The sequence below is a fragment of the Nocardia sp. NPDC102475 genome (genome assembly GCF_055584605.1).
Genome location: NZ_JBVJLS010000006.1, coordinates 34,504 through 51,347, shown reverse-complemented (window position 1 = coordinate 51,347; position 16,844 = coordinate 34,504). Strand labels below are relative to the sequence as shown.

The following is a 16,844-nucleotide window of genomic DNA, read 5'->3' as shown; positions in this document are numbered from 1 at the left end:
GAACCCTCGGCTGACTGCCGCCAGCAGATGGGAGATCAGATAGTCGCGCTCGACCTGCTCCGCAGAAACTCCGAATTGAATTGCGACACTGTCACGTTCGTCGATACTCATACTCCGCCCCAACTTTCCGCACGTCGAAGCGCCACACCCAGACGCTGATCAGTAGCGAGCTGTGCGAGTCTCGCCGAATCACACCGGCGGTAGAGCGTCTCGATCGCCGAACGAACCTCGGCCTCGGCATTGCCCAGTTCGGGGCGCCGGGCAAGATCGAGCACCGTCTGTTCCGGAGTAGTGACCAGCGCTGGACCCAGTGAAGTTTCGATACGCTCGGCGTCGAGAGCGTCGGTATCTCGGCGGACGAATCGAACCCGTCCCGAACGGTCGGTCAGCGCGATGGGCCGATGCTGACTCGGAACCGCGACAACCGCAGTAGCCAATGCACGAGGTATGGCTCCCAGCAGGCGGGCCGCGCTGATGCCCATGACGACGATCTGATCCGCCCCGTAAATCGATGACGCGATACCCGCGGCCGCCGCCTCGAGACCGGGCAGCCAGGTCCGGCCGACATAGTCCGGTGGGACGATGATGTAGTAGCCGTGAGCGACGCGGTGCAGCACTCCCCGATCGACGAGCCGCGCGATCTCGGGCCGCGGTTGGGCGTAGATGTCGGCCACGTCCTGGGGCCGCACAGTTCGAAGCGGTGCCCGCCAGAGCTCACTGGGCAGCGGTGTACTGCGACGCTCGGCCACCAGCACCACCTCCGGAACTATGCATATCGTTGGCTATTACCCAACGAAATGCATACTACCGCAGAATGGCCACGGCCTCGTCCACCGCCCGGATTTGTCGGCGGCCCCTGGTTGCCAACGGACACTGCGCGATCGGCAGCGCTCAGACCGGGCACACCTCCACGACGACCAGGCGTTTTCCAGTTGCCCATGTTTTGGGTGCCCTGCCCAGGGCACGAACCTACGACAGGGCCAACTGCAGGGGATCGATGCCCATGCGATGGCAAAACTGCACTCTCGTCCGGTCGCTCATGTCCGGCATGGTTGCTGGCCAGCCGTCGTGGCTTGTCATCAAACCCGCCATTTAATGGCTGACGTCAACCAACGAAACCCACGCACGCCAACGCTAGTAATCGATGTCAGTGCCAGAACTGGGCTGAATTTCAATGTATCCGCAGCTCAGAGGCTCTCTGAACCAACGACACCCAACGCTGTCAACTTTTGACAACGACACCCATCGCACCCTAGTTCGTTGCGAGTACATGGAGTTACCCATGTACTCGCGAAATCATTTGCCCTGTCGGCAGGTTCCCCGACGGTGACGGATTCGCCGAGGCGGATCGGCGCATACAGCTGCGAAAGCTTCACCCCCGTCACGACATCGACTGTTCGAGCAGCCAGTCGACGGTCGTGCTGATCGCTTGGTCTTCGCGTGACCGGGAGTCGAACCCGTGGTCTGCCCCGGCAATCGTATGCAGCGTGGTGTGTGATCGTGATCCCGCGGCCTGGGCAGCGACGTCATACGACACTGCCGTGTCGTGGTCGCCGTGCACGATCAACGTAGGCACGTCTGCGGCATGGAACTCATCCAGCGGCTGGTAATGCGCGAACTCGGTGAACAGGACACGGCCGACGCAAAATCGTGCTGGCAGCGTGCGCGGGTTTCTGGGGCCTGTGGGCGATGGCGGCGGGCCTGTCGGTCAACTTCGGGCAGCTGATCGTGTTGACCACGATCGCCGCGGCCGGATTCGCCGGTGCGGGCCCGATCGCGCTTGGCATCGTCGGCGACCTCTACGACGACAGCCGCCGCGGTCGCGCCACCGGCGCCTTCTACGCGGGAACCACGCTGGCGACCGGCATCGCGGCACCATTGTTCGGACGGCTGTCCGGATTCGAAAATGGTTGGCGCTACGGGTTTTTCCTCGCAGGCGGCATCTGTGTACTGGTGGGTGTGCTGATCCTCGCGTTCCTCGACGAACCGGAGGCAGCGAGCGATCCCGCCACGGCGGACGACGGCATCGCGATGAACACGCCACGAGTACATGAACCGGAAGCGCTGGGCGACAAGGCCCGCGCACTCGGCGCTTCGCTGCGAGAGCTGTTCGGTATCAAGACCTTTCGCTATATCGTGATCCAGCGACTGTGCTCCGGACAAAACGTCCTTATGAGCTTCGGCACGGTGTTCCTCGTGCAGGATCGCGGGTTCGACACCGCCACTGCTGCTCTGATCGCCCTGCCTTTCGCGCTCGGCTACATCGCGGGCACGCTTATCGGCGGCCGGGTCACCGACATGGTGCATCGCATCCGCCCGCGCAGCGGCCGGATCGTCATGCTGCAGGCGAGTCAAATTGCCTTCGCCGCAGTCACCTTCGTCGCAATCGCGATTCCGTGGCCGTCCATCGGCGTCTATGTGACCCTTTTCGCCGTCGTCGGATTTCTGCAAGGCCACTACCCAGTCATCAACCGGCCGTTGGTGATGACTGTAGTGCCGCAGCCACTGCGCCCGCTGGCCTTCGCGGTGTCGGTGTCGGCAGCTGACGGACTCGCCTACGCGATCTACTCGCTGCTGACCGGCGTACTCGGCGACCGGATCGGACTCGGCGGCGCCCTGCTGATCGTCGCCGTCGCCCTCACCGCCACCAATGGCCTCGCGTGCGCGGCGCTGTACCGCCCATACGCCCAGGACAGCACTGCCCTCGCCGAGCGAAGGCCCCCCCTTGCCGACGAAGGCGATCTTCACTGTCTGACACCCCACTCTCTTGTCAGTAACGACATTCATATTCAGACCTGGACAGGTTCGCGCACAGATTCCGCACAAATGCCGAGGCAGCGGTCGGCCGCGGCCGCGAAACCGGACACGGCTTCGAGCCGTACCGAGTAGCCGACTGGTAGAGGCGCATCGCTGAGACCTCGTCTGATCCGGGCCGGAGTCCCGCGACACCACCGCGCTGCCTCCGTGATGAAGCGCCAGTCGCATCACTCAACTGTCCAAAGTCGAAGGCAGCGAAGGGACTCGCGAGCGGTGCGTAGGCGGTCGTGGCCCCCTGCTGACATGAACCACGGCACAAGCCCAGGGGATGTCCTGTACCACGGCCCCGCTGGCGGGGCCTGATACCGGCATCGCATACAGCTACCGGAAGCGCCGTCGCACTATCGGAGGTCGTGCCGGAACCAGCACTGGAAGGTCAATAACCGCTGTTGAGCCGCAATGGATTTCGGCATTTCTCGGTGGCGCGGGTGGCGTGGGTCACGTTCTCAGCGGGCTCTCAGCGGTCGGCTGACATGGTGTCGCGCATGACAAACCAGGCGAGTGTCGCCGCCGCGCCAGTTCGATCTATGTCCGCCAAGGTGCCGGAGATTACCGTGCTCTTCTGGGTGATCAAGATCCTGACCACCGGGATGGGGGAGACGTTCTCCGACTTCCTGGTCACGCATTTCGTTCCCGAGCTCGCGGTGGGTGTGGCCGCGCTGGCGCTGGTCGTGAGCCTGGTCGCCCAATTCCGCAGCAGCCGCTACGTCATCTGGATCTACTGGTCGGCGGTGGTGATGGTGAGCATCTTCGGCACCATGGTCGCCGATATCACCGACTTCGTCTTCGGCATCCCGCTGCTGGCATCCACGGTGGTGTTCGCGGTCATCCTCGCCGGGATCTTCGCGCTCTGGTACGCCAGCGAGAAGACGCTCTCGGTGCACAGCATCACCACGCGCCGCCGGGAAGGGTTCTATTGGGCGACCGTGATGGCAACTTTTGCGCTCGGCACCGTCGCTGGTGACCTGACGGCCGAGCAGCTGCATCTCGGCTACTTGCCCTCGGCGGTGCTGTTCGCTGTCGCCATCGCGGTTCCGGCGATCGCCCATCGGTGGGCCGGGCTGGGGACGGTCACCGCGTTCTGGTCCGCGTACGTCGTGACTCGGCCGCTCGGCGCGTCGATCACCGACTGGTTGGCGTCGTCGCGAGCCGACGGCCTCGCTCTCGGCACCGGATGGGTTACCCTCGGCACAACGGTCGCCATCGTCGCGCTCATCGGTGTGCTGGCTACCGATGCCGGTCGATCTCGCGGCGTGCAGGAGACATCGACCTTGTGACGACATCAACGGTCGTCGGCCTGGCAGCGCGCCGCCGATGTTGTCGTCGAGATCGTCCAAGGCATCATGTCGCGCAGCGACGCGATAACGCGCTCGCCTGGCTGGGCCCGACCGATGACAGTTCCCAACGCAACACAACACCGCGACGACCACCACCGCTCTTCGTTGCCTATCAACCGAGTGCGCGTCGGGCGTTACACGCGTTCTCAGCGTGTTCTCAGTGGCTGACGGGAAGACTTTCCGGGTCTGCTTGTCACCGTTTAGGAAGGTCGCTCATGGATTCGGCGCCGCAGCGCACTGATTACAAGCTTCCGCAGGTCACCGTCATGTTCTGGGTGCTCAAGATCGCCGCGACGACGCTGGGTGAGACCGGTGGCGATCTGCTCGCGCAAACTTTGCAGCTCGGCTATGCCGCCGCGTCGGTACTGTTTCTCGCGATCTTCGCGGTGAGCTTGGTCACTCAGCTGCGGGCCCGCCGTTTTCATCCGGCCCTGTATTGGACGGTGATCGCGGCCACCAGCACCGCGGGCACCACGATCTCTGATCTGCTGAACCGGGGTCCGGGCTCGGATACCTCGACCGACGGTGGGCTCGGCTATGGTGTCGGGGCCGCGATCCTGATCACCGGGCTGGCGATCGTGTTCCTCGTCTGGAAATTCAGCGGGCAGACCTACGACGTCGCCAACATCCGCAACTTCCGCGGCGAACTGCTGTATTGGGCGGCGATCCTGCTGTCCAACACGCTGGGCACCTCGTTGGGTGACTATCTGTCCGACAGCTCCGGACTCGGCTATTGGGGCAGCGCCGCGCTGATCGCCGCCGTCATGGCCGCGATCCTGGTCGCGCACTACTTCACCAATGTCTCGGGGGTGCTGTTGTTCTGGATGGCGTTCGTGCTGACCCGCCCGCTGGGCGCCACAATGGGTGACTTTCTGTGGAAACCACACAGCAAGGGCGGACTCGGGTTCGGCACCTACGGTACCTCCGCGGTATTGCTCGCCATCCTGATCGCCGGGATTGTCTACAGCCACAGGAGTTTCCGGCGCAGTCGCACCGACAGCGAACGGATTCCCGTGCTCGATAACGCGTGAATCGCAGTCGGTTGTAACGGCTTTCAAAACTCGCCGGCGATCGCCCGCGCCCGCCAGTTGCTCGCGGAAGGTTATGTGGGGGACGTTGTTTCGGTGACCGTGTACTCCGCACGTCAGCTGGGTGCGGGCACACGGGTACCGGCTTGGGCGGCCTACACCCTCGACCAGCGCAATGGTGCGGGCATCGTGGAGATTGTCGGCGGGGCAGACGCTCGACGCGGTCGAGTACCTGATCGGCGGTTTAACCGACCTGTCGGCCCGACTCGCCATCCGCCATCCGCATGCCGTGATCGAGGGAACCGGCACGGCAATCAGTGTCACCACTCCGAACCATCTGCTGCTCGACGCCGTCACGGCGCAGGGAGTCGTGGTGTCGGCTCACATCCATGACTCCAAGGTGACCAACGGTCACACCCGGATAGAGATCTCAGGCACCGCGGGGGATATGGCGATCGTTTCCGGCGCCAACGGGGCGGGCGGCATTTCGTTGAGTGAACTGCGCCTGCTGGGTTCCCGCGGCGAGGGCTCCTGGCAGCCGCTGCAGGGCGAGGATCCGCTGGCGGACATGACGCTCGGCACCGAAGTCGGCAACGTCGCGAGACTGTATGCAGCGCTGGCACAGGACATCCGAACCGGCACCACGACGGTCCCGACCTTCGATGACGGGGTCCACATGCACCGCCTGCTCGACGCCATCCGTAGTTCGGCAGACACTGCGACACGGGTGCCAACCTTTTGAGGAACCCGTCGCCTCGTCCGTGACCGGTACGACTAAACCCGCGATTTGGGAGCCATGGCCTAGATCGGGTAGCAGGATGTCGGTGGCGCTCGAGCGGATGACTTCCAGACGGGCGTCACGATCGCTGAAGCCCAGGCTGAACTTCGACTTCGCGATCGGCACCACAGCGATCCCTACGAGCGGGACGACTCCGCTGACGGGCAGCATCGGCACCACGGCGGTGAGACCGGTGTCAATGGTCAGCGCGAGCCATGCCGCGGATCGTCCGGCGGCGGGCGCGGCGAACCGAGGTAACGGCGATTGACGAATTCGGTCATGGGGCGACGTGGGTGGCCGATGCTCGGCGGCGGCGCCGCACCGCGATGACGACGGTCGCGCCGATGGCGATCGTGGCCGTGATGGCGATGAGGTAGCTGGGTCCGCGCAGCCGGTCTTCGAGGCTGTGCCAGTTGGTGCCGACGGCGTATCCGGCGATTGCCAGGGCCGCGGTCCAGGGCAGGCAGCCTGCGAGGGTGTATAGGCCGAAGCGGGCCGCGGGCATGGCGGCGATGCCGGCGGGCAGGGAGATGAAGGTGCGGATTCCGGGCAGTAGCCGCGCCCAGAACACCGAGGCGCCACCGCGGCGGACGAACCAGTCCTGGGCGCGGTCGATCTCTTCGGCACGTAACCACACGTATCGGCCCCAGCGGTGCAGGGCGGGGCGGCCGCCGTAGCGTCCGGCAAGCCACGCCAGGTAGCTGCCGGCGACGTTGCCGAGGGTGCCCGCCGCGATGACCGCGGCCAGGTTCGGGTGTGGTCCGGCGACGGCGCCTCCGGCCAGGGCGCCGCCGAGTAGCATCGTTACTTCCGAGGGGATGGGTATGCATGCGGACTCGGCGACCATGAGCACGAAGATCGCGCCCAGCCCGTAGGTGAGGATCAGGTGTTGCATTCGACGACACTTCTTTCCGATGACGGTCGAGGGTCACGGCGCGGGCACTTGCCGGCGCCTGCTGGGTTTCTCACGGGATCAGGTAGTTGCCGGTGTAGGAGGTGGCGTGCGCGCCGCAGACGGCGGCCCGGACCGCCTCCGCTGTCCGGGTGGGGCCGAAGTATCGGTGGCTGATCTGTTGGGCGGCGTGGTCGATCACGCTGGGCCGCCAACCGGGCAGTTGCGGGGCGAGTCCGTTGACGGTGTGCAGCAGGGCGATGTGCGCGGCTGTGCGCGGGTCGGGGTCGTGTGCGTCGAGCAGCGTGCGCCGCAGTGGGCCACGCAGATGATTCTTTCGGGCGCGATCCACAGTCGGCCAGCACGCCGCCGGGATGATCCCGAGTAGACGCGCGCGGTCCCGGCGGACCCGGCCGTCGGCGCACAGCCGTTCCAGGATGGTCTTGGTCAGACCGCGTTCGAGTTGGGTGATCGCCCGGGTGAGGGTGAGCGGTCGCCGACACAGCAGTGCGACCGTGTCGGTGAGAACCTGATCGTCGAACCGGTCGGTGTTCAGCTGTGGATCACCGAGCACCAGCCGCCCCGGCTTCACCGATTCCCTGGGACCGGTGAGGCGTAACGGCGGGTGTGGTGCGGCGGGTGTCGGTTGTGTCAGCTCGAGCAGCAACGCCCCGGCGAGCACACGCGAGACACCGATCCGGTCGACGAGCAGCTCGCCTGAATCGTCATCGAGCAGCAACCACAGCACGTCCTCGGCAATCAACGTCATCGATAACCTCCCGTCAGTGGCCGCCACCTGCTCGGTGCCGAAGTCGCGGCCGGCAGGCCCTACGCTGCCTTGCGCCCGCTGAGAACACGCTGAGACCGCTGACGCGCAACCCCGGTTACCGCAGGCGGGGCCGGTTCGCCGCAGGGGGGTTCAGTGGGTATCGAGCAGTCGGTAGCCGACGCCGCGGATCGTTTCGATGCTGGCCGACCCGAAGGGCTGATCTATTTTGCGGCGCAGATATCCGACATACACCTCGACGACATTGTCGGAGCCGTCGTAGTTGGCGTCCCACACCGAGCGCAGGATGTCGGATTTGGTGACGACGTCGCCCTTGTGACGCATCAGGAACTCCAACACTCCGAATTCTCGGGGAGTCAGGGAGAGGATCTCCTCGGCGCGGGTGACGCGCCGCCGCGCCGAGTCCAGCGCGAGGCTGCCCGCGGTCAACACGACCGGTCGTGCCGGGGCGCCGCGCCGGACCAGGGCCCGCAGACGAGCGATCAAGATGACGAAGGAAAAGGGTTTGGTGAGGTAATCATCGGCGCCGAGGTCGAAGGCGTCGGCCTGGTCGTATTCGCCATCCTTGGCTGAGAGCATCAACACCGGGGTCCAGATCTGTTGTTGGCGTAGCTCGCGCACGATCTGGTAGCCGTGTTTGCCGGGCAGCATGATGTCGAGGACCAGGACGTCGAAGCCGCCGGTGGTGGCGAGTTCGAGTCCTTCGTTGCCGTCGTGGGCGACTTCGACGACGAAACCCTCGGCGGACAGGCCACGGCGCAGTGTTTCGGCGAGGCGGACTTCGTCATCGACCACCAGTACGCGCACCGTCACCGTTCCTTTCGAACTCGGGGTTTCTATTACAACGCACCGGTTGCTGTGCTCAGTCCTCGTCTCAGCGTTTCCACAGCAGGATGCGCCCAGACTGAAGTCATGTCCGCAGTACTCGACTTGCTCGACTCGGTGGTCACCGAGGTGACCACCGAGGCATCGACCGCCGAGGTCGCGGTCGCGACAGGTGTGACCGGTGCGGCAATCATCGTGGCATCGCTGGTGTCCCCGAGGTTGCGACCCGACACCACACGACCGGATCTGTGGCGGGTGACGCGGGTACTCGCGGTCGCGGTGATGTTCGTGGAATTGAGTGTGCAGGTGTCGAGTTCGGGGTGGTTGACCGGCGCCGACGCCGCGACGCTGGACTGGTTCACCACCCATCGTTTCCCGGCGGTCACCACTGTCGCCTTGGCGGTGACGACTGCGGGCAGTCCGGTCGGTCTCGCCGTGATCGGTGTGCTGCTCGCGGGTGTTCTCGGGTGGCGTCATCGCAGCGTTGTGCCGTCGATGCTGGTGTTGGGTGTTGTCGCGGTGAGCTTCGGGGTGAGCACGCTCACCAAGGTCGTGGTGGGGCGAGCACGTCCCCCAGCTGTCGTTCAGTTGGTGAGCGAGACCGACTTTTCCTTCCCGTCCGGTCATGTGACCGGAACTACCGCACTGGCCGGGGCGGTGCTGGTGGTGTTTCTCGGTGGACGACCCACCGTGTCGCGGGGATTGGTGGCGGCATGCTTGTCGGCGGTTGTGGTCGCGTTGGTCGCGGTGACCCGCCTGTATCTGGGGGTGCATTGGCTCACCGATGTCGTTGGCGGTGTGCTGCTCGGCAGCACGATCGTCCTGATCGGCGCGGCGCTAGCGCCCCATCTGTCCTACCGACCGACACCTCACGCACCACCAGAACAAGACGTGCGAGAACGGTCCGCGCATCGCGACGCCATGTCGGTGATGACGGCGTCGAATGCGTCCCAGCGCCGGATAACGACAGCGAGCATTGCCGTCCGTGCTGCGACGGTCTTGCCGGCTGTGGTGCTGGGTGTCGCGGTGTTGTCGATCGCTGGTTGCGGAGGTCCGGATGGTGCTCCGTCGAGGTCCTCGAGCGATGTCAATTCTGCCGGGGACATCCCCGACGATCAGGTGTTCGTGCCGTTCACTCCACCCGGTGCGGTGTTCACGGTGTCGGTGCCGCAGGGATGGGCGCGCCGTGACAGCGACGCGAGCACTGTGTTCACCGATAAGTTCAACAGCGTTCGGATCGAGATCGTGTCGCGGGACAGTGCACCGTCGGTGGACAGTGCCCGAGCTGAGGAATTGCCCGCCATCGCAGGCTCGACCCCGGACTACGCCCCCGGCACCGTGACCCAGGTTCAACGCCATGGCGGGTCAGCGGTTCTGCTCACCTATCACCAGAGCTCGCCGCCCAGCCCGATCACCGGTAAGGCCGTCACCGAGGACGTCGAACGCTACGAGTTCTGGCACGCCGGTCACGAGGTCGTGCTGACACTGTCGGGCCCCCACGGCGCCGACAATGTCGACCCATGGCGTCAGGTGAGCGACTCGCTGTACTGGCGATGACCACCGTACCCGCGCTCGACGCCCGGTCACTGTATCGGTTTTACCGATCCGACGACGAAGAAACCCTTGCCCTGCAAGGGGTTTCGCTGACGGTGGCTGCGGGTGAGTTCGTGGCTGTCACCGGTCCGTCCGGGTCGGGCAAGTCCACACTGTTGAACTGTTGCGCCGGGATGGACGACCCCGATGGTGGCGCGATCTACCTCGACGGCCGCCGGCTCAGCCATCAACCCGAACCCGTGCGGTCGCGGCTGCGGGCCCGCCGGATCGGCATGATCTTCGCCTCGGGCAATCTGTTCGATCACCTCACCGTCGCCCAAAACCTGCGCTTGGCCGCGACTTTGGCGCGTAACCACGGCCGCACAGACACCACCCACGAGCTGAGGGAGTTGGGTTTGGCCGATCGCGCCCAGGCATTGCCGGGGCAGCTCTCCGGCGGTGAATTGACCCGGGCCGCGGTAGCGGTCGCGATGGTGAACCATCCGCTGGTCCTGTTGGCCGACGAACCCACCGGTGAACTCGACAGCTCCACCGAGGCCGAGGTGTTGCGGATCCTCGCCGCCGCCGCGGCCCAGGGCAGCGCCGTCCTCGTCGCGAGCCACAGTCCCGCGGTGGCCTCGGTCGCCGACCGTGTCGTGCACCTCGATGATGGACGGCTTACATGAGCGCCATCGAGACGTCGGTGGCGGACTCCGACACGGTGGTCGAATGCCGACTGGCCAGCCGCGGCTACGGTCGCGGTCCGTTGATGGTGACCGCTGTTCGCGAGGCCAGCTGCCGGATTCCGGTCGCGGCGCGGATCGCGATCACCGGTCGATCGGGATCGGGCAAGACCACCCTGCTGCATCTGCTTGCGGGACTGGACATCCCGACATCGGGCAGTGTCTGTTGGCCCGCCTTGGCACCGATGCCCGGCGACCGTGTCGCCAGTGTGGGTGTCGTGTTCCAGGCTCCGAGTTTGCTGCCATCGCTTGACATCCGCGAAAACGTGGCGTTTCCCCTGCTGGTACGCGCAACCGCCCCCACCGAGGCGATGCGGCGGGCCGAGGCTGCGTTGGAGCAGCTCGATATCGGGGAGCTGGCGGCGAAACTGCCCGACGAGATCTCGCAGGGGCAGGCCCAGCGTGTCGCGGTCGCCCGGGTGCTCGCCGCGCGCCCACCGCTGATCTTGGCCGATGAACCCACCGCCCGACTCGACCATCCCACGGCCGACTCGATGTTGTCGGTGCTGCTGGACACGGCGAACACCCTCGGCGCCGCGGTAGTGGTCACCACGCATGATCCGGCTGTCGCGCAGCGGTTCACGACGCGTTGGATCATGCGCGACGGCCACCTGGACACCGGCGAACCGAGCTGAGAATGTTCGCCGTCATCTGGATCGCCGGTTTACTGCGCCGCCGCACAGGAGCTCTCGCAGCCACCACCACTGGAGTCGCGGTGGCGGTCGCGTTGGTGGCCTCGCTCGCGACTTTCCTTACCGGAGCGCAAGCAACGATGACCGCCCGAGTGGTCGAGGGGGTGGCCGTGGATTGGCAGCTGCAGTTGGGATCGAACACATCCGTCGATCCGATCCTCGACACCGCCCGCGCCAGCAACGGGATTCGTGCAGCCATTCCCGTGGGGTACGCCCACAGCGACGGCTTCGCCACGACTACAGCGGCCGCGAACCGCGCGACCGGACCGGGAATGGTCCTGGGTGTCCCGGACGACTACTTCGGCCGATTTCCGGGTGTGTGCCGCCCGCTGATCGGGGCCGACCACGGCGTACTCCTCGCCCAGCAAACCGCCGCGAACCTGGGGATCGCTCCCGGCGCGACCCTGATGATCGAGCGCGCGGGACTGCCCGCTATGCCGGTCACCGTCGACGGCATCATCGACCTCACCGCCGCCGACACCCTGTTCCAAACCATCGCAGCACCCGCCGCCGCGCAACCCAACACACCACCGGACAATGTAGTCCTGCTCGATATGACGTTGTGGCACAACATCTTCGATCAGCTGTCCGATACTCGACCCGACCTCGTCGACACCCAGATCCACATCGCCGTCGACCACACCCGGCTGCCCAGCGACCCGCAGTCCGCGTTCGCCGAGATCACCGGCCGGGCACACCATCTCGAGGCACAAACTCCCGGCGACGCCCGCATCGCGAACAATCTCGCTACCACGTTGGACACGGCGCGCGCCGACGCCGCTTACGCGCGGATCCTGTTCCTGTTTCTGGGATTACCCGCCGCCGCACTGGCGGCGCTGCTGACCGCCGCGGTCGTCAGCGCCGATCGGGATCGCCGCCGCCGCGAACATGCCCTGCTGCGCGCCCGCGGCGCCACGACCGCGCGCCTTGTCCGCCTCGCTGCGGTCCAAGCGTGCCTCGTCGGCGCCCTCGGCTCGGTGGCCGGGGTCGGTGCTGCCGCGTTGATCAGCGCACGGTTATTCGGTTCCAGCCGTTTCGGCACCACGACTACCAGCGCATGGCTGTGGATCGGCTCGGCGGCGATCACCGGGCTCGGGATCGCGGCAGCCGCCGTGATCGGTCCCCTCTGGCGCGAATCGCACACCCCCGCCTCACGGGCGCGTTCCGCACTGCCACACCTGTCGGAGCAACGCTGGCAGCGCTGGGGTCTGGACATCGTCCTGCTCGCCGCCGCGGCAGCGGTGTACTGGACCACCGCCCGCGGCGGCTACCAACTGGTGCTGGCGCCGGAGGGCGTCGCCGCGATCTCGGTGTCGTATTGGGCGTTCTCCGCCCCTGCGCTGCTGTGGGTCGGCTCCGCGTTACTGTGCTGGCGGACAACAGAATTCGTACTGCATCGCGGACACCGCATGGTCGCCGCCCTGATCCGGCCGGTCGCGGGCAACCTGGCCGGTATCGTCGCGAATTCCCTTGCGCGGCAACGCTGCGGCCTGGCCAGGGCAATCGTCCTCGTGGGTCTTGCGTTCGCCTTCGCCATCTCCACCGCGAGTTTCAACGCAACCTACCGCACCCAAGCCGAGGTCGACGCCCGCCTGACCAACGGCGCCGACGTCACCGTCACCGAATCACCCACCAGCACAGCCCATCCCGTGACCGAACAGTTGATCACTCGCGTTCCCGGCGTTCACGCGGTGTCCCCGATCCAGCACCGTTTCGCCTACATCGGCACCGAACTGCAAGACCTCTACAGCGTCGACCCCACCACCATCGCCTCCGCAGCCGCCCTGCAGGACACCTACTTTCCCGGCAGCAGCACCGCCACCGCGATAGGTCAACTCGCGACCCATCCCGACGCCCTGCTGGTCAGCGCGGAAACCGTGCGCGACTACCAACTCCAACTCGGCGACCCGATCCGCCTGCGGTTCAACGACACCACCGCTGGCCCACGCACAGTCTCGTTCCGCTACAGCGGGATCGCCGCCGAATTTCCCACCGCGCCCCGCGACAGCTTCTTCGTCGCCAACACCACCTACCTCACCTCCCAGACCGGGATCGGCGCGGCGCGCACCTTCCTCATCGACACCGCGGGCCACGACCCCGCCGTCGTCGCCGACCGCCTACGAAACGTGCTGGGAGACACCGCGACCGTCACCGACATCACCACCGCCCGCGCCACCATCGGCTCCAGCCTCACCGCCGTGGACCTGGGCGGGCTGACCCGTCTCGAACTCATCTTCGGTGTCGGACTCGCCGCCGCCGCGGGCGCGCTGGTCTTCGGGCTGGAACTGGGCCAGCGGCTGCGCACCTTCGCCCTCGCCGCCGCGCTCGGAGCACGGCCCCGGCACCTACGCGCGTTCGTCACCACCGAAGCAGCACTGCTGCTGTGCGCGGGACTGTCCGCGGGCACGGTCATCGGCACTATCCAGACACACGTACTGGTCAGCGAACTCAACGGCGTATTCGACCCGCCACCGGCCTCGCCCACCGTGCCATGGCCCTACCTGCTCGCCGTTGCTGCCACGATTGTTGGCGCGGTCCTGCTCGCATCGACGGCTACCATCCGCCTTGCCCGCCGCCGACCACTGTCCGTGCTCCATGACCTGTGATCAGCGGCAACCCCGTCAACGACACACCGGCGAATCGACGGCGTCGATAACCGAGCGGTCAGCCAGGCTGATTAATTCGCCAACCCAATTCCCTCACCCAGCTCACCGACACCCGCCCGGTGAGCCATCCGCCAAGGAGGCACCGCAGTGAATGCCCTGTCGCCAGCGATCCGCGCCGTCACCCAACCGCGCCGCTGGGGGCTGCGTGTGCGCTCCGCACTCATCGTCGCGGTCGTGGTCACCGCCGCACTCGGCGTCGCCACCCTGTCGCTGACCTACGTGCTGTACCGCTCCCTGGTGAACGCCTCCAACGACGCCGCCACCGACAGAATCACTGCTCTGACCAGCCAACTCGCCCTCGACACCCCCGCCGAACTCGACCGCAGCGTCCTGGCCACCGACTCGCGCATCGCCATCGTCCAGATCATCGACCAGACCGGACAGGTCGTGCAGAGCTCCATCACCAGCCCAGCCGACCCGATCACCACAATCCGGCCCACCCCCGGCACCGTCGCCCACGACCTGCCCGCGACCGGCCACGCCGCCGAAACCCGGATCACCGCCGCCACCGTCGACGGGCTCGGTGGCCGCTACACCATCGCGATCGCGACCAACCAGGAAGAAATCGAAGAAACCATCAAACTCGTCGCCGCCTTGGTCGCCCTCGCGACACCGTTCATCGTCGCCCTCGCCGCCACCGCGACCTACACCCTCATCGGACGATCACTGCGCTCGGTCGAACGAATCCGCACCCGCGTCGCCGCGATCACCAGCGCCGACCTCGCCGACCGCGTACCCGTCCCCGAACAGAACGACGAAATCGCCGCCCTCGCCCGCACGATGAACGACATGCTCACCCGCATCGAAGCAGGGCACAACACCCAACGACGCTTCATCAGCGACGCCTCCCACGAACTACGCAGCCCACTGACCACCATCACCGCCGCCCTCGAACTCGGCCGCAACCACCCCAGCACCCTCACCACCGACCTCGTCGATGACACCCTGCTCCCCGAAGCCCACCGCATGCGCCACCTCATCGACGACCTGCTACTGCTGGCCCGCGCCGACGAAAACGCCCTCCCCCACCACCGCGTCGAGGTCGACCTCGACGACCTCATCACCACCGAAACAAACCGCATCCCTACCAACACACTCACCATCAACACCACCACCGAACCCGTACGAACCACCGGCGACCCCAACCAACTCGCCCGCGCCATCCGCAACCTGCTCGACAACGCCACCCGCTACGCCACCACCACCATCAACATCCAGCTACACCAGCACGCCGACCACGCCCACATCGAAATCACCGACGACGGCCCCGGCATCGCCCCCCAGGACCGCCAACGCGTCTTCGACCGCTTCTACCGACCCCAACACGACCGCGGCCGCGACACCGGCGGATTCGGCCTCGGCCTCGCCATCGTCGCCGAAATCATCACCGCCCACCACGGCACCGTACACATCGACCAGAACACACCCACCGGCACGAAAGTCATAATCGACCTACCCGTCACCCCACCGTGAACCCACCAACCCCGCACCGACATCCTCGGCCTGCTCCTCGTCACCTGGGCCATCGCAACCCTCACGTGGCGCTACGGCCGCATCGAGGAAAAAGGGGCAACCCGCGAACCCACCAGTCAGTGCCGTCCAGCCAGACCCTGCGTCCTCGCAGTCCTGATGTGCGTGCTTTCGGTGCCGGACACCGAAAGCACGCACGATGTTGGGGTCAGTGAGCGTTGGTGGCGAACTCCGTGGTGAAGGTCTTGCTGAGGTCGATCTGCTTGCCCTTCACGGTGGGGTCGAAGGAGTTCAGCACGTTGAGTACGGTCTGCGGGCCATCCGCGGGCATCACGCCGTCGGCGGTGAACATCGCTTTGCCCGCGTCGAGTGCCTTGATGTAGTCGTCCTTGGTGATGTTGGTATTGCTGGTGTAGTCGGCGGGCAACTTGTCCGCGATCTCCGCGGCACTGTGTGTGCTGATCCATTGCAGGGTCTGCACGTAGGCGTTGGCGAGCTTTTGGGCCACCGGCTTGTGGCTGTCGATCCAGCGAGTGGTCATGTACAGGCAGGCGGCCGGGTAGGTGCCTCCGAGTGCGGCACGCGCGCCTTCTTCGGTGCGCATGTCGATCAGGACCTTGGCGTCCCCCTTTTTGAGCAGCGCGGTGATCGTAGGCTCGGTGGTCATGCCGCCCTGAATCTTGTTCTGCTCCAAGGCCGCGATGAAGGTGGAGCCTGCCTCGACCGCGACCGATGTGACCTCGTCCGGGGATATCCCGGCGCGCCCGGCCAGGTATTTGGTGAGGAAGTTGGTCGACGAGCCGAGGCCGGTCACGCCGAGGTTCTTGCCCTTGAAGTCGGCGAAGGTGTGGACATCGGGCGCTTGGGTGGAGACCATCTCGACCTCGCCGGGCACCCGAGCGAACTGCACGACCGACTGGGTGGCCTTGCCCTTGCCCTGCAGGTCCACGGTGTGATCGTAGAAACCGACGACGCCGTCGACGTTTCCGGCCAGCATTTGTGTTTCCGCGTCCACCCCGGCCGGTTCGTCGGACAGTTCGACGTGCAGGCCGTTCTTGGCGTAGAGGTCGAGTTGCTGGGCGAGGATGGCGGGCAGATAGATCTGCTTGTTCATGCCGCCGACCATGAGTTTGACGTTGTCGGTGCCGTCGGCGTTGTGGGTCGAGTGGGAGGAACCACCGCAGGCGGTGATGGTGAGGGCGAGCAGCGCGACGGTCGCGCCGATCGTGACGGTTTTGATGGACATAGTTCTTCCTCGGTTGCGGTTAGCGGGAAT

Annotated in this window: 15 protein-coding genes; 9 read left to right on the top strand and 6 right to left on the bottom strand. The window is 66.0% G+C overall.

All coding sequences use genetic code 11. The annotated features are described in order from the left end of the window. Positions 1-107 precede the first annotated feature (107 nt). Together ACZ60G_RS12925 and ACZ60G_RS12920 are read right to left on the bottom strand one after the other, a co-directional pair. Entirely contained in the window at positions 108-749 is a 642-nt protein-coding gene (locus ACZ60G_RS12925) for a type IV toxin-antitoxin system AbiEi family antitoxin domain-containing protein (RefSeq protein WP_465809989.1), read from the bottom strand. A gap of 632 nt (positions 750-1,381) precedes the next feature. After that, positions 1,382-1,630: an alpha/beta fold hydrolase gene (locus ACZ60G_RS12920; RefSeq protein ID WP_465810545.1), complete on the bottom strand. Its 249-nt coding sequence runs from the start codon at positions 1,628-1,630 to the stop codon at positions 1,382-1,384. A gap of 20 nt (positions 1,631-1,650) precedes the next feature. Here ACZ60G_RS12920 and ACZ60G_RS12915 point away from each other — a divergent pair, with 20 nt between their 5' ends. The 4 genes from ACZ60G_RS12915 to ACZ60G_RS12900 all read left to right on the top strand — a co-directional run bounded on the left by ACZ60G_RS12915 (position 1,651) and on the right by ACZ60G_RS12900 (position 5,924). Then, a complete protein-coding gene (locus ACZ60G_RS12915; protein ID WP_465809987.1) occupies positions 1,651-2,889 on the top strand; it encodes an MFS transporter in 1,239 nt (412 codons plus the stop codon). Between the two features lie 413 nt (positions 2,890-3,302). Then, positions 3,303-4,094, top strand: coding sequence for a COG4705 family protein (locus ACZ60G_RS12910; RefSeq protein ID WP_465809985.1), 792 nt, complete (start codon positions 3,303-3,305; stop codon positions 4,092-4,094). Between the two features lie 275 nt (positions 4,095-4,369). Then, the gene (locus tag ACZ60G_RS12905; RefSeq protein WP_465809983.1) at positions 4,370-5,185 is read left to right on the top strand and encodes a COG4705 family protein; all 816 of its coding nucleotides are present in this window, start codon (positions 4,370-4,372) and stop codon (positions 5,183-5,185) included. A gap of 172 nt (positions 5,186-5,357) precedes the next feature. Next, entirely contained in the window at positions 5,358-5,924 is a 567-nt protein-coding gene (locus ACZ60G_RS12900; protein ID WP_465809981.1) for a hypothetical protein, read from the top strand. 313 nt (positions 5,925-6,237) lie between these two features. Here ACZ60G_RS12900 and ACZ60G_RS12895 read toward each other — a convergent pair whose 3' ends face one another. From ACZ60G_RS12895 to ACZ60G_RS12885, 3 genes are all read right to left on the bottom strand, one after another. After that, the gene (locus ACZ60G_RS12895; RefSeq protein WP_465809980.1) at positions 6,238-6,855 is read right to left on the bottom strand and encodes a DedA family protein; all 618 of its coding nucleotides are present in this window, start codon (positions 6,853-6,855) and stop codon (positions 6,238-6,240) included. Positions 6,856-6,925: 70 nt separating this feature from the next. Then, complete coding sequence (locus tag ACZ60G_RS12890; RefSeq protein WP_465809978.1) at positions 6,926-7,621, bottom strand: GOLPH3/VPS74 family protein; 696 nt, start codon at positions 7,619-7,621, stop codon at positions 6,926-6,928. Positions 7,622-7,771: 150 nt separating this feature from the next. Next, positions 7,772-8,446, bottom strand: coding sequence for a response regulator transcription factor (locus ACZ60G_RS12885; protein ID WP_465810543.1), 675 nt, complete (start codon positions 8,444-8,446; stop codon positions 7,772-7,774). A gap of 105 nt (positions 8,447-8,551) precedes the next feature. Here ACZ60G_RS12885 and ACZ60G_RS12880 point away from each other — a divergent pair, with 105 nt between their 5' ends. The 5 genes from ACZ60G_RS12880 (at position 8,552) to ACZ60G_RS12860 (ending at position 15,571) form a co-directional block, all read left to right on the top strand. After that, the gene (locus ACZ60G_RS12880; RefSeq protein WP_465809976.1) at positions 8,552-10,021 is read left to right on the top strand and encodes a phosphatase PAP2 family protein; all 1,470 of its coding nucleotides are present in this window, start codon (positions 8,552-8,554) and stop codon (positions 10,019-10,021) included. Continuing rightward, complete coding sequence (locus ACZ60G_RS12875) at positions 10,018-10,683, top strand: ABC transporter ATP-binding protein (RefSeq protein WP_465809974.1); 666 nt, start codon at positions 10,018-10,020, stop codon at positions 10,681-10,683. Before ACZ60G_RS12880 ends, ACZ60G_RS12875 begins: the two co-directional genes overlap by 4 nt. Beyond that, positions 10,680-11,375 (top strand): ABC transporter ATP-binding protein, encoded by a 696-nt coding sequence (locus tag ACZ60G_RS12870; RefSeq protein WP_465809972.1) that lies wholly within the window; start codon positions 10,680-10,682, stop codon positions 11,373-11,375. Before ACZ60G_RS12875 ends, ACZ60G_RS12870 begins: the two co-directional genes overlap by 4 nt. Positions 11,376-11,377: 2 nt before the next feature. Continuing rightward, positions 11,378-14,038 (top strand): FtsX-like permease family protein, encoded by a 2,661-nt coding sequence (locus ACZ60G_RS12865; RefSeq protein ID WP_465809970.1) that lies wholly within the window; start codon positions 11,378-11,380, stop codon positions 14,036-14,038. A gap of 147 nt (positions 14,039-14,185) precedes the next feature. Further along, the gene (locus tag ACZ60G_RS12860) at positions 14,186-15,571 is read left to right on the top strand and encodes a sensor histidine kinase (protein ID WP_465809968.1); all 1,386 of its coding nucleotides are present in this window, start codon (positions 14,186-14,188) and stop codon (positions 15,569-15,571) included. A 205-nt stretch (positions 15,572-15,776) separates the two neighbouring features. Here the strand turns inward: ACZ60G_RS12860 and ACZ60G_RS12855 are convergent, their stop codons facing one another. After that, positions 15,777-16,814: an ABC transporter substrate-binding protein gene (locus ACZ60G_RS12855; RefSeq protein ID WP_465809966.1), complete on the bottom strand. Its 1,038-nt coding sequence runs from the start codon at positions 16,812-16,814 to the stop codon at positions 15,777-15,779. Positions 16,815-16,844 lie beyond the last annotated feature (30 nt).